Raw genomic sequence first — 11,796 nt, 5'->3', positions numbered from 1 at the left:
GCCGTGACCCTGCTCCGCCGCCGGAGATGTTTGGCCCGGGACCCGCGGGGGAGTCGGCAAGGCATGGCAGGAGCAGCAGCGGAACAGCGCCGGCTCGCCACCGTCGTGGAGAGCTGGCTCGGGCGTCCCGTCCTGGTCGTCGGGGACGCCATGCTCGACGAGTGGCGCTTCGCCGAGTCCGACCGGCTGTGCCGCGAGGCGCCCGCCCCGGTCCTCACCCTGCGCCGGCGCATCTCCGCGGCCGGCGGCGCCGCGAACACGGCGGTCAACGTCGCCACCCTCGGCGGCCGGGCGCTGCTGGTCGCCCCGGTCGGGGCCGACGTGGCCGGCGACGAACTGCACGACTGCCTGGACCGCGCCGGGGTCTGGGACCGTACGGTCAGCCAGCCCCACCGGCCGACCCCCGTGAAGCGGCGGATGCTCGCCGGCAACCAGATCCTGCTCCGGGAGGACTCCGGTGACCTGGAGGACCCGCTCGACGCCGACGGGGTGCGGCGGCTGCTCACCGCACTGGACTGCGCGACCGAGGAGCTGAAGGCCGCCGCCGCCGGCGCGACGCCCACCCTGGTGGTCTGCGACTACGGCCTGGGCGCGCTGCCCGCGCCGGTGCGCGCCTGGCTGGTCGCCAACCGGGAGCGCTACACCACCGTCGCCCTGGACGCGCACGACCTGGCCGACTGGCGGGGCCTCGCCCCGACCGTGGTGACCCCGAGCTTCGCCGAGGCGACCCGGCTGCTGGCCCGGGCCGCCGCCGGCTTCGGCGCCGCACCCCGCCCCGCCGGACGGGGCGCCACCAGCCCGGACCTGCACCTCGACCACCCGCCGGTCGACCCGGCCGACGGCCCGTCCGAGCTGAGCGTCGGCGCGGCCCCGGGCGGCGCCGGCGAACGGAGCACCGGCACCGTCGGCACCGGCCCGACCGGGGAGCCCACGCCCGGCGAGGACCGGGTGGCGATGACCGGCGACGGGTTGAGCGTCACCGGGACCGGGGTCGCGGTGAACACCGCCACCGGCGAGGGCGTCGACCGGGCCGTGCTGGCCGAGTCGCGGCTGGAGGAGCTGCGCGCACACACCGGCGCGGACGTGGTGGCGGTGACCCTGGACACCGAGGGGGCGGTGGTCGGCGGGGCCGACGGCGAGCCCCGACGCAGCCACAGCACCCCCGTACCGGCCAGCCACGCGGTCGGCGCCGGCGACGCGTACCTGGCGGCAATGACCCTCGCGCTGGCGGCCGACGCGCCGCTGCCGACCGCCGCCCAGCTGGCCCAGCTCGCCGCTACCATCACCGTGGGCGACACCGGCACCTGCGTCTGCCGTCGGGAGGACCTGCTCGCCGCGCTCGGCACCACCCCGGACGGTACGGCCCACCCGACGCTGGTCGGCCCGGCCGAGCTGGACGCGATCGCCACCGACCACCGGCGCGCCGGCCGCTCGATCGTCTTCACCAACGGCTGCTTCGACGTGCTGCACCCGGGGCACGTGCGCTACCTGGAGCAGGCCCGGGCGCTGGGCGACCTGCTGGTGGTGGCGGTGAACTCCGACGGCAGCGTCCGCCGGCTCAAGGGCCCGGACCGGCCGGTCAACCCGGTCGAGGACCGGATCACCCTGCTCGCCGCGCTCTCCTGCGTGGACCACGTGGTGGTCTTCGAGGAGGACTCACCGGCCGCGTTGATCGAGACCGTCCGGCCCGACGTGTACGTCAAGGGCGGCGACTACCCGCCGGAGATGGTGCCGGAGGCACCGCTGGTCCGCCGGCTCGGTGGCCAGGTCCGCACCCTCGGGTACGTGCCCGACCGCTCCACCTCGGCGATCATCGACCGGATCCGCGCCCAGGCGGCCCCGTCGCCGCAGCCGCCGCAGCCGACCCGGTCGCCGCAGTCCGGGAGCTCCGTGACCCCGCAGCGCATGGGCAGGTCGGCGTGAACCGACCGCTCGACCTCGGCAGCGCCGAGGAGTTCCGTCAGCCCCGGCAGCTCGACGTGCTGATCCCGACCTGCAACCGCCCCGCCGAACTGGCGGTCACCCTCTCCGGGCTGGCCGCCCAGCAGGGCGTACCGGGGTTCGGGGTGGTGGTCAGCGACCAGTCCGACGGCGAGCCGGCGTACGCACACCCGGCGGCGGCCACCATGGCCCGGGCGCTGCGCCACCGGGGGCACCCGGTGCTGCTGACCCGCCGGCTGCCCCGGCGCGGGCTCGCCGAACACCGCGCGTACCTGCTGGCACGGTCGGCGGCCCGCTACGTGCTCTGCCTCGACGACGACGTCTGGCTGGAGCCGGGCACCCTGCACCGGCTGGTCACCGCGATCGGCGAGCTGGGCTGCGGTTTCGTCGGCAACGCGGTGCACGGCCTGTCGTACGCCGACGACGTGCGCCCGGAGACCCACGGCCACTACGAGGAGTGGGACGGACCCGTCGTCCCCGAGCGGATCCGCCCGGACACCCCGCAGTGGCACCGGGCGTCGATCCATCCGGCGGCGAACCTGCTGCACGTGACGCGGAAGCTGAATCTGCCGCCGGGCGCCTGGCGGGCGTACAAGGTCTCCTGGATCGGCGGTTGCGTGCTCTACGACCGGGCGGCGCTGGTCGACTCCGGTGGCTTCGACTTCTGGCGGCGGTTGCACGAAAAGCACCAGGGCGAGGACGTCGCCGCGCAGCTCGCGGTGATGGCGCGCCACGGCGGCGCCGGCGTGCTGCCCAGCGGGGCGTACCACCTGGAGTCGCCGACCACGGTCACCGAGCGGGAGGTGGAGGCCTGGGAGGTCGTGCTCGCCCAGTCCGACACCCCACAGCCGGCCTGAACTCCGCGGTCCGTGGCTCAGCGCGGCGCGCCCGGCTCCGGGCGGAGCAGTTCGGCGGCGGCCTCCAGCACCTCCACCGCCGGCACATCGGTGACGAACGAGTCCCGGTGCGGGCAGTCCCCGTCGCCGGGCCGGTGCGGGTAGATCCCCGGGGTGCAGTCGACGCCGCACACCGGGCAGTGCGTCGTCCAGGAGGCGATCGGCCGGTGCCGGGCGCGCAGCGGCGTCGCCCCGTTGATCAGGTTGCCCAGCCAGTAGATGCCGACCGTCGAGGTGCCGACCGCGCCGGCCAGGTGCAGCGGGCCGGTGTCGTTGGAGACGACCAGCTCGCAGCCCTGGTACGCGGCGGCCAACCCACCGAGGCTGAGCGTGCCGACCTGCGGGCGCACCGGCACGCCGGCCGCCACGACCACCGCGTCGACCAGTTCCCGCTCGGCGGGGGTGCCGGTGACCAGCACCTCGTACCCGTCGCCGTGCAGCGACCGGGCGACCTCGCCGAAGCGTCCGGCGGGCCAGCGGCGGCGGGTGTCGGTGGCCCCCGGGTGCAGCGCCACCCGCGGCCGGTCCGGCTCGCCGAGCACCGCCAGCGCCTCGGCCCGGTCGGCGTCGGTGACCGCCAGCGCCGGGATGATGGTGGTCGCCGGGGCGCCGACCAGGGCGACGACCTCCAGGTAGCGGATCACCTCGTGCTGGTAGTAGACGTACCGGATCCAGCGGTCCAGCGGCGGCGCGTCCTCGGCGCGCAGCCCGGCGGTGACCCGGGCGCCGAGCCGGCTCATCAGCGGGTTGGAGTTCGCCCCGCCGCCGTGCACCTGCAACGCCAGGTCGATGCCCTCCTTGGCGGTCCGCTCCAGGAATTCGTCCAAGGAAGCGGGCGTCTCGCCCGGGCCGAGGTCGCGGATGCCGGGGGCGGGCGGCACCACCAGCACCCGGTCCACCGGGCCGGGCCGGTCGCGCCAGAGCTCCGCGTGCCATGGCGCGCCGAGCAGCACGATCTCCGCCTCCGGGTACGCGGCCCGCAGCGACTCCAACGCGGGCAGCGCGAAGATGAAGTCGCCGAGCGCGTTGGCGCGCAGCACGGCGATGCGCCGCACGTCGGGCACGCGCTCGCCGACCGGACCGAGCAGGGACGCGGGTGCCACCGGAGAGCTACGGCCGGTCGATCTCGTCGGCGGTGGTGTCCGGGTGGTGCAGTTCCCGGTCCGCCGCCGGATCGACCAGGCTGCTCGTACCACCGGCGGCCGGACCGCCGCGGTAGCCGCCACGGCAGACGGTGATGGTCCGCAGGCCGGGGCGCTTCGCCCGCGGCAGGCGGACCCGCAGCAGGCCGTGGTCCATCACCGCGTCGATGGCGTCCGGGTCCACCCGGGACGGCAGGTCGACCCGGTACTCGAAGCCGCGGGTCTCGACACCGCCGGGGATGCCCTGGTCGGCGTTGACCTCGGCCTCGGAACGGGCCCGGACGCAGAGCTCCCGGTCGTCCAGCTCGACGGCGACCTCCTCCGGCGCCACCCCGGGCAGCCGGACGATCACCTCCCAGCCGTCGGCGACCTCGGTCAGCTCGACGTCCGGCGAGCCGCCCCGGCCGCCGACCAGCCGGCTCAGCTCCGAACGCAGCGACTGGAGCTCTCCCATCAGGTCCCAGCCGTGCTGCCGGCCCCGCCAGCCCCGGCCGAGCCCGCCGGCTTGTTCCGTCATCGCGTGTCTCCGATCCGCTGGGTGGCCGCCGGGGGGCGCAGTGAGCTGGGGGCGTCGAGGCCGGCCTCCCGGTCCACGCCGACGCCGAGCCGGTCGACCAGCTCACCGCCGAGCCAGGCGCTGACGCCGAGGATGGCGACACCGACCACCTCGATGGCGATGAGCGCGCCACCGGCCGCCCGGGAGGGGGCGTTGAGCCGGACCACCCAGACGGCCGCGAAGAGCAGGATGACCGCCACGTTCGCTGCGGCGTGGGTGAGCGCCACCCGCTTCGCGCGGGTGCCGGCCGGGATGGCGAGCAGGTCGAACGACCCGGCCGCGGCGGCCAGCAGACCGCCGATCAGGCCGACCGAGATGTTCCAGTACGCCACCTCGCCGAGGAAGTCGGGGCCACCGACCGCGTCGATGATGTCGAAGAGCGTGCCGACGACCAGGAGCGCCACCGGGAACATCACCAGCATCGGATGCACGGGGTGACCCAGCGCCTTCAGACGGCTCTCCATGGTGGGCCTCCACTGCTCGCATCGGGGGCTGGGTGAGCCGTACCCGCCGCTCCGGTGGGCAAACCTCACGCGCGCCACGCCCGCATAGGCTGACGGACGGCGGTCGGCGTCCTGCCCGGCCACCAAGAAGGTCAACGGACGGGGGAGACGGACGTGACGGTGGAGATCACCTCGCACCAGGAGCTGCGTGACCTGCTGGGGGCGCCGATGCCCCGGGCGGTCGCCAAGGAACGCGTCGTGCTGCACGAGCGGGACCGGCAGTGGCTGGCCGCGTCCCCGTTCTGCCTGATCGCCACGGCCGGGGCGGACGGCAGCTGCGACGTCTCCCCCAAGGGTGACCCGGCCGGCTTCGCGATGGTGCTGGACGAGACGACCATCGCCATCCCCGAGCGGCCGGGCAACCGGCGGGCCGACGGCTACCGCAACATCCTGGACAACCCGCACGTCGGGCTGATCTTCCTGATCCCGGGGCGCACCGACACGTTGCGGATCAACGGCCGGGCGCGGCTGCTGCGGGACGCGCCGTACTTCGACGACATGGTGGTCAAGGGGCACCGGCCGGTCCTGGCGGTGGAGGTGGCGGTCGAGCAGATCTTCTACCACTGCTCCAAGGCGTTCCTCCGCTCCGAGCTGTGGCAACCGGAGACCTGGCGGCCGGACGCGCTGCCGCCCCGGCCCCGGCTGATCAAGGAGGTGGAGGCGGTGTCGGAAAGCCTGGCCAACCTGGAGCGCCGCTACGGCCCGGAGTACCTCGACTCGTTGTACCGGGGGTAGCGGCGACCGCCCGACAGGGTCAGCCGAGCCACTCCTTCCTGCGTGCTGATCCAGACGCAGGTCTCCCGGTTGTCGAGCAGCCAGCCGACGGGACGGCAGCTCCGGCCGCCGTCGGCGGCCGACCAGCCCTGACCGGCCAGGTGCTCCCACATCCGCCCGGCCACCTGCTCCGCCGGCTCGCCGGCCGGCTGCTGCGACCGTCGGTGGCCTGCGCGGGGTCGCCGTGGGTGAGCCGGCGGCGCTGGACTTCCCGCGCGACCAGCAGCGTGGCGACGACCCCGAGGAAGAGCAGGACGCACGGCTCCGCGGCCGCCCGGAGCTGGGCGGCGGCGAGGGCAACGGTGCCGACCGCGACCGCGAGCAACGCCGCCAACACCACCGCGCTGAGCCGGCGGTTACGGGCGACGGTCAGCCAGGCGAGGAACGCCGCCGCTACGGCGACCGAGGCGAGGAGCAAGGGTAGATAATCGACTGTTCCGGGAAATGGCGCGACCCCGTTCCTGCCGCCGCGTCCCGTCGCTGAGGTGCCACGACCTCCCGGGCCCCCGGGCAGGGCGGTGTCCCGTGCGGCGCTGTCGAGCTGATGTCGTTAACGGATCACGCTCCCGGGCGCCTGTGGGGACGGCGCGACGGCGGCTGGTCGGATCAGCGGGTGGGGAGAACAATGCGAAACGACCGCTGACCTGCGGCGGCGAACTCCGGCCAGTCGTCGGGCTCGTCCGAGGCGATGTGCTCCGGATTGGGCACCCGCAACTGGACCCGCACCGTGGGGACGAAATCGTGCAGCGATGTGCTCAGTCTCGTCTCCGGCGGCGCGCCGTCGAGCTCCGCCGCCCGCTCGTCCTCGTGCCCCTCGACGACCCGGAGCAACGCCCAGGAATGGCGTACGACCATCCGGGCCGCGCGTTGCACCCGCTCGTCGCCGACGAGCCAAATCTGCTCCAGCAGGGTCGGGTAGGGCGCCGATCCATGGCCCGGGCACTGGCTGATCGCCAGCTCGCCGCCATCGGCGAGACCGTAGCGCTGGCGCAGCACCTTGGAGTGCAGGTCTGGCTGCGCGGCGGCTGGGCGATGGACTGCGGGACATTGACCGCGACTTCGACCCGATGGCCGACGAGCAACTGTTGCTGGCTGTAGAGGTGTGCTGCAACCCTGCCTGAGGATTGCGCGTCCAAGCAGAGATGGAAACCTCGATCAACCGCCCAACCGAGTGCGATGGGCTGATGCCGCCGCTGTTGTCGCCGTCATTGTCACGCTGATCCTGACTGCCCGCCAGCTACGTCCGCTCGCCGAGGCGGCGGCCTTCCTCGCTCGTACGGGCGAAACGGTGACCGCCGTGCCGGCGGCGACCTGGCCCCGCGCTGCCGCGTGGGTCGCGATCAGCATTGCCGTCTTCGCGCGGTGGCGGACCGCTGCCGCCCTGGGCGCATGGTCGGCCGTGTTGTACGAAATCGTCGTGGTGGCAACGCGCATCAACGGCGACCCGGGCTACGTTGCGCCGCTTCACCTGCTGGTATGGCCACTGCTGCTGGCGGTCGCGGCAGCAGTGTCGTTGAGCGTGTCCGCTCCGGTCGGCCGCGGCCTGGACCTGCTGGTGCGCCGTGGGCGTTGGCTGCTCGCAGTCGTCGCCGCGTTCACCACCCTCACGGCGACGGCGATTCCTCTACTCGGGGAGTACATCGGACCGTCACAAGCAGACTCCATCGATCCGGGGTTCCACCCCGTGTTCGTCGTCTCCTCTCGGCTCGGCGGCGCTGTTGTCGGCCTGACGTTCGCGGTCGTGCTGGCTCTGGCCCTGGCCACCGTCCTGGGCGTCGATCGGGCCCTGCGCAGTCGAGTCGTTACGCTGATGGGTGCGGGCGCCGCCGGAATCGTTGCGATCCACCTGGGCCTGCCAAGGCCATTCGGTGTGTGGGACGTGCCGGTGGCGTCGGGACCGACGCAGGCCGTGCTGCTCGTGATGGGACCGGGGCTCGTCCTCAGCGCTGGCCTGTTGTTGATCCGGTCTGGCGAGCGGCCCGCACAGCAGCGCCCGGACAAGACCTGAGAGTCTCCTCGTCGAGCAGTCGTGGGCCGTCCAGGCTCCCGGGCGGGGATCCCACCGACCATCACGCCGTGCTGACGACGCGTACCGCCGAGCGCGCCATGAGTCAGGGAAGTTGATACTGGGGACATGGCTGAGCTGGCACTGCCGATCCGTACCGAGCGACTGCTACTTCGTCAGTACCGAATCGATGACGTGGATGCCCTGCTCGCCTACTACAGCGACCCGCTCGTTGCTCGCTACATCCCGTGGGAGCCGTGGTCGCGCGAGTTCGCGGCCAAGGTGGTCGCCAGGCGCATCCACAGCTCGGGCATCACCGGGGCCGAGTCCCGTCTGGCGCTGGTGGTGGAGCACGAGGGCGAAGTCGTCGGCGATGTCATTCTGTGGCCGGCCGACGAGACGCTGTCTCGCGGGGAGATGGGCTGGGCTTTCCACCCGTCGGTGGCGGGCCGGGGATTTGCCACCGAGGCAGTTGGCGCGCTCATCGGCGCGGCCTTCGATCACTGCGGCATGCACCGTGTCATCGCTCACGTCGATGCCCGGAACGAGGCATCGGCGCGCCTGTGCGAACGGGTGGGCATGGTCAAGGAAGCGCACCTGCGCCAGGACCACTGGACGAAAGGCGAGTGGACGGACAACGTGATCTACGGACTGCTCGCCGAGCAGTGGCACGGTTAGCTCTGCGGGTCAGACGGGAGAGGGCGGCATGGTCGCCCTCGGACGGTCGAACCGTCGACCTGAGCATTACGAGACCAAGTTGCCCACCACGGTCTACCTGGCGTGGCCTGGCCGGGACCTGTGAAACGCCTCTCGGCAACTCCTTGATCTCGTCGCTCAGGCAGTGTGGCGGCCGCGGCTACCCTTCACGCGTGGTGATCACAGACGAAGGCGTGGCTGTTACGGCAGCGCAAGCGGGAGCTGCAGTCGTGCGGGCCATGTACGGGGCGTCTCTGACGCGCTTGGAGAAGTCCGGGGGTGACTTCGCCACTGCCGCCGACATCGAAGCGGAGAATGCCATCCTCGACGTTCTTCGCTCCGCGCGGCCGGAGGATGCCGTGACGGGTGAGGAAAGTGGACGCACGGGTGCCAGCGTCACGGAGCGCATGTGGCTGGTCGATCCCTTGTGCGGCACGCTGAACTATGCCGTCCGTAACATGCTGGTCGCGGTGAACGTCGCGCTGCGGATCGGTTCGAACGTCACCGTGGCGGCCTCAGCCGACCCGTTCGCCGATGAGGTGTTCTGGACGGACGGCACTCGCGCATACGTGCGCCGCGACGGTGTGGACGAGCAGCTCAGGCCATCGGCCGAGTCGCGGTTGGTGGATATCAACCTCGATCCGCCGTTTCCGAACGCTCCCGGCTTCCGGGCTGTGCGGCTGCTCGCCGAGCCGGGGTTCGTCGAACGGTTCCGCCCACGCGTGGTCTCCACCACCCTCGCAGTGGCCTGGGTGGCAGCCGGCCGACGAGCCGCATACGTCACCGATGGCCACCTGCGGGACAGCGTGCACTTCGCTAGTGGGATCGCCTTGTGCCAGGCCGCGGGATGCGTGGTGACCGGTATTCAGGGGCAACCGCTGCACACCGGCGCGGGCGGGCTCGTCGTGGCGGCGGACCATGAGACGCACGCCGACCTGGTAGCACTTGTCGGCAAGCAACTTCCACCTGGTCGTTGATCAGCGGTTCGGCAGGTAAGAAGCGCTGGACCGGTGGGAGCGCGTATTCGGGCCGGGGCTCGGGGTGACCATCAACGATTGGCGCCATCTTTCCGTCGGGCAACAGCAGAAGGGACGTGACCGACCTGGGAAAACGGCGAAGCCCAGGCCGATGACCTGGGCTTCTGTACCGAGCCGCCTGACGGAATCGAACCGTCGACCTACGCATTACGAGTGCGTCGCTCTAGCCGACTGAGCTAAGGCGGCAACGATCGTCAAGTGTACGGCACCCTCCGCCCACCGGCCGAGGGGGTTCCCCACCCGACACCCGGGGACCCGGACACCGCGATCGGTCGTTCGCCGGACAGCGATGGCGGCGCGTCGGCGCTACGCTCCGGCGCGTGACCGACGATCACCCCACGTCCGGGCCCGACGTTCCCGCCGAGCACGCCCTCGGCGAGCGGGCCGCTCGCCGGCCGCGCAGCCTCGATCCGGTGGAGTTGGGCTTCACCCCGCGCAAGCCGGTCCCGTGGCTGGCGCCGTTCCTGCTGATCAGCACCGGTATCCGTACGCTGCTGGCGATGCTGTTCGGGGCGTACCTGGACAAGCGGGAGCTCCAGAACGCGCTGGATTCGAAGATCGCGAAGCAGGTCGGGCCGGACGGCGGGCTCTGGCTGGACTACGTGGCCGACCTGGGCGACGGCTTCAACGCCACCTACTCGGTGGCGTACCTGCTCGCGCAGCCGGAACTGGAGGTGGACGGGCACCGGCTGCCCCGGGCGCAGACCCTGGTGATGGGGGGCGACCAGGTCTACCCGTCGGCGGCGTACGAGGCGTACGAGGACCGGTGCAAGGGGCCGTACCAGGCCGCGCTGCCCGTGACGCCGCCCGCGCGGCCGACGCTCTTCGCCGTGCCCGGCAACCACGACTGGTACGACGGCCTGACCGCCTTCCTGCGGCTGTTCGTCCGCTCCCGGGACCGGCATTTCGGCGGCTGGGGCACCGGGCAGTCCCGGTCGTACTTCGCGGTGGAGCTGCCGGCCAACTGGTGGCTGCTCGGCCTGGACGACCAGTCCGGGTCGTACCTCGACGACCCGCAGCTGGCCTACTTCGACGAGGTGGCCCGCCGGTTGGGGCCGCAGAGCCGGGTGATCCTGGCGGTGCCGGCGCCGACGTGGGCCAAGTCCGTCGACCATCCCACCGCGTACGACTCGATCGACTACTTCGTGCGTACCATCATCGCCCCCACCGGCGCGCACGTGCGCCTGCTGGTCTCCGGCGACCTGCATCACTACGCCCGGTACGCGGGCCCGGAGCGGCAGCTGATCACCTGCGGGGGCGGCGGGGCGTACCTCTACCCGACACACAAGCTCCCGGAGCGGATCGAGGTGCCGCCGAAGGACACCCTGTCCCGGCGGGCCAGCGCCACCCGCCCGTACGACCTGGTCGCACGCTATCCGGACGCGGCCCGCTCCCGGCGGTACGGCTGGGGGATCTTCCCCCGGCTGCCGTTCCGCAACCCGGGCTTCACCACCCTGCTCGGCACCCTGCACACGCTGCTGATGCTGGCCATGGCCGGGGTGGCGGCGAACCGGACGGACAGCACCGAGCAGCGGCTGTTCAGCGTCCCGCTGGTGATCATGCTTGGGGTGACGCTCGGCGCGGGCCTCTTCGCCAAGCCGCCGAGCGCCGGCGGCAAACGGCACGCCCGGCACTGGATCCTGGGGGTCACCCACGGGCTGGCGCACGTCGGGCTGGCCGCCGCCGGCACCTGGGCCTGGCTGGCGCTGCCCTTCTACGACTGGCCGTGGCCGCTGCCGGTGGTCGCCGCGGCGGCCGTCTACGGCCCGGTGATCGGTCTGGTGTCGAGTCAGGTGGTGGCGGCGTACCTGCTGGTGGCGGGATCGTTCGGGGTGAACCTCAACGAACTCTTCGCCGGCCAGGGCATCGAGGACTCGAAGTCCTTCCTCCGGATGCGCATCACACCCGACGGCACCCTGACCATCTACCCGATCGCCGTCGACCGGGTGTCCCGCGACTGGCAGTTGAACCCCGACCAGTCCCCCACCGCCTCCTGGCTCACCCCGAAGACCACCCTCACCCCCCGCCTGGCCGAACCCCCCATCACCCTCACCTGACCCGAACACCCGCGGTCATGGCGCACGCCGACTGGATCATCGACCTCGGGCCCTGCGCGTCGATCATGAAATTAGCGGCAGCGGGAGCGATCAACATCGCCGCCAACTTCATGATCGACGTCGGGAGGTGGGGCCCCACGGGAGGGCAGGGCTGGCGGGGCTGGCGGGGGGTGCGGCTGCCTCGTATCA

General features: G+C 72.5%; 12 protein-coding genes and 1 tRNA gene. 7 read left to right on the top strand and 6 right to left on the bottom strand.

The window, feature by feature from the left end; translation table 11 throughout:
* Nucleotides 1-63: 63 nt before the first annotated feature.
* Both rfaE2 and ABZ807_RS10070 read left to right on the top strand, forming a co-directional pair.
* Complete coding sequence (gene rfaE2 / locus ABZ807_RS10075) at nucleotides 64-1,923, top strand: D-glycero-beta-D-manno-heptose 1-phosphate adenylyltransferase (protein ID WP_357154942.1); 1,860 nt, start codon at nucleotides 64-66, stop codon at nucleotides 1,921-1,923.
* Complete coding sequence (locus ABZ807_RS10070; protein ID WP_357154939.1) at nucleotides 1,920-2,798, top strand: glycosyltransferase; 879 nt, start codon at nucleotides 1,920-1,922, stop codon at nucleotides 2,796-2,798. Before rfaE2 ends, ABZ807_RS10070 begins: the two co-directional genes overlap by 4 nt.
* 17 nt (nucleotides 2,799-2,815) lie before the next feature.
* On the opposite strand, the gene ABZ807_RS10065 is transcribed toward ABZ807_RS10070, so the two are convergent.
* The 3 genes from ABZ807_RS10065 to ABZ807_RS10055 are packed head-to-tail and all read right to left on the bottom strand — an operon-like array spanning nucleotide 2,816 to nucleotide 4,999.
* Nucleotides 2,816-3,940 (bottom strand): glycosyltransferase family 9 protein, encoded by a 1,125-nt coding sequence (locus ABZ807_RS10065; protein WP_357154937.1) that lies wholly within the window; start codon nucleotides 3,938-3,940, stop codon nucleotides 2,816-2,818.
* Nucleotides 3,941-3,947: 7 nt separating this feature from the next.
* Nucleotides 3,948-4,496 (bottom strand): Hsp20/alpha crystallin family protein, encoded by a 549-nt coding sequence (locus ABZ807_RS10060; protein WP_357154935.1) that lies wholly within the window; start codon nucleotides 4,494-4,496, stop codon nucleotides 3,948-3,950.
* On the bottom strand, nucleotides 4,493-4,999 hold the full coding sequence (locus ABZ807_RS10055; protein ID WP_357154933.1) for a DUF2231 domain-containing protein: 507 nt from the start codon (nucleotides 4,997-4,999) through the stop codon (nucleotides 4,493-4,495). The genes ABZ807_RS10060 and ABZ807_RS10055 overlap by 4 nt, the downstream gene beginning before the upstream one ends.
* Nucleotides 5,000-5,152: 153 nt before the next feature.
* Between ABZ807_RS10055 and ABZ807_RS10050 the strand changes: the two genes are divergently transcribed.
* A complete protein-coding gene (locus tag ABZ807_RS10050) occupies nucleotides 5,153-5,773 on the top strand; it encodes a pyridoxamine 5'-phosphate oxidase family protein (protein ID WP_357154931.1) in 621 nt (206 codons plus the stop codon).
* Nucleotides 5,774-5,792: 19 nt separating this feature from the next.
* Here ABZ807_RS10050 and ABZ807_RS10045 read toward each other — a convergent pair whose 3' ends face one another.
* Nucleotides 5,793-6,230, bottom strand: a complete 438-nt coding sequence (locus ABZ807_RS10045) for a hypothetical protein (protein ID WP_357154929.1) — start codon at nucleotides 6,228-6,230, stop codon at nucleotides 5,793-5,795.
* 188 nt (nucleotides 6,231-6,418) lie between these two features.
* Nucleotides 6,419-6,808, bottom strand: coding sequence for a hypothetical protein (locus ABZ807_RS10040; RefSeq protein ID WP_357154927.1), 390 nt, complete (start codon nucleotides 6,806-6,808; stop codon nucleotides 6,419-6,421).
* 175 nt (nucleotides 6,809-6,983) lie between these two features.
* On the opposite strand from ABZ807_RS10040, the gene ABZ807_RS10035 reads away from it, so the two are divergent.
* The 3 genes from ABZ807_RS10035 to ABZ807_RS10025 all read left to right on the top strand — a co-directional run bounded on the left by ABZ807_RS10035 (nucleotide 6,984) and on the right by ABZ807_RS10025 (nucleotide 9,490).
* Nucleotides 6,984-7,820: a hypothetical protein gene (locus ABZ807_RS10035; RefSeq protein ID WP_357154925.1), complete on the top strand. Its 837-nt coding sequence runs from the start codon at nucleotides 6,984-6,986 to the stop codon at nucleotides 7,818-7,820.
* A 126-nt stretch (nucleotides 7,821-7,946) separates the two neighbouring features.
* A complete protein-coding gene (locus tag ABZ807_RS10030; protein ID WP_357154923.1) occupies nucleotides 7,947-8,495 on the top strand; it encodes a GNAT family protein in 549 nt (182 codons plus the stop codon).
* Between the two features lie 191 nt (nucleotides 8,496-8,686).
* Entirely contained in the window at nucleotides 8,687-9,490 is an 804-nt protein-coding gene (locus ABZ807_RS10025; RefSeq protein ID WP_357154922.1) for an inositol monophosphatase family protein, read from the top strand.
* Nucleotides 9,491-9,662: 172 nt separating this feature from the next.
* On the opposite strand, the gene ABZ807_RS10020 is transcribed toward ABZ807_RS10025, so the two are convergent.
* Nucleotides 9,663-9,736: transfer RNA gene (locus ABZ807_RS10020), tRNA-Thr, on the bottom strand.
* A gap of 134 nt (nucleotides 9,737-9,870) precedes the next feature.
* Between ABZ807_RS10020 and ABZ807_RS10015 the strand changes: the two genes are divergently transcribed.
* A complete protein-coding gene (locus tag ABZ807_RS10015; RefSeq protein WP_357154920.1) occupies nucleotides 9,871-11,607 on the top strand; it encodes a metallophosphoesterase in 1,737 nt (578 codons plus the stop codon).
* The last annotated feature ends 189 nt before the right edge of the window (nucleotides 11,608-11,796 follow it).

This window comes from Micromonospora sp. NPDC047548, assembly GCF_040642975.1.
GTDB lineage: Bacteria > Actinomycetota > Actinomycetes > Mycobacteriales > Micromonosporaceae > Micromonospora.
Note: the sequence above shows the minus strand (reverse complement) of the source record. Positions and strands in the feature narration are given on the sequence as shown.

Bases quoted from the DNA above. Each gene is read 5' to 3' on its own strand.
- ABZ807_RS10030 (WP_357154923.1), top strand. From the start codon at position 7,947: ATGGCTGAGCTGGCACTGCCGATCCGTACCGAGCGACTGCTACTTCGT.
- ABZ807_RS10060 (WP_357154935.1), bottom strand. From the start codon at position 4,496: ATGACGGAACAAGCCGGCGGGCTCGGCCGGGGCTGGCGGGGCCGGCAG.
- ABZ807_RS10055 (WP_357154933.1), bottom strand. From the start codon at position 4,999: ATGGAGAGCCGTCTGAAGGCGCTGGGTCACCCCGTGCATCCGATGCTG.
- rfaE2 (WP_357154942.1), top strand. From the start codon at position 64: ATGGCAGGAGCAGCAGCGGAACAGCGCCGGCTCGCCACCGTCGTGGAG.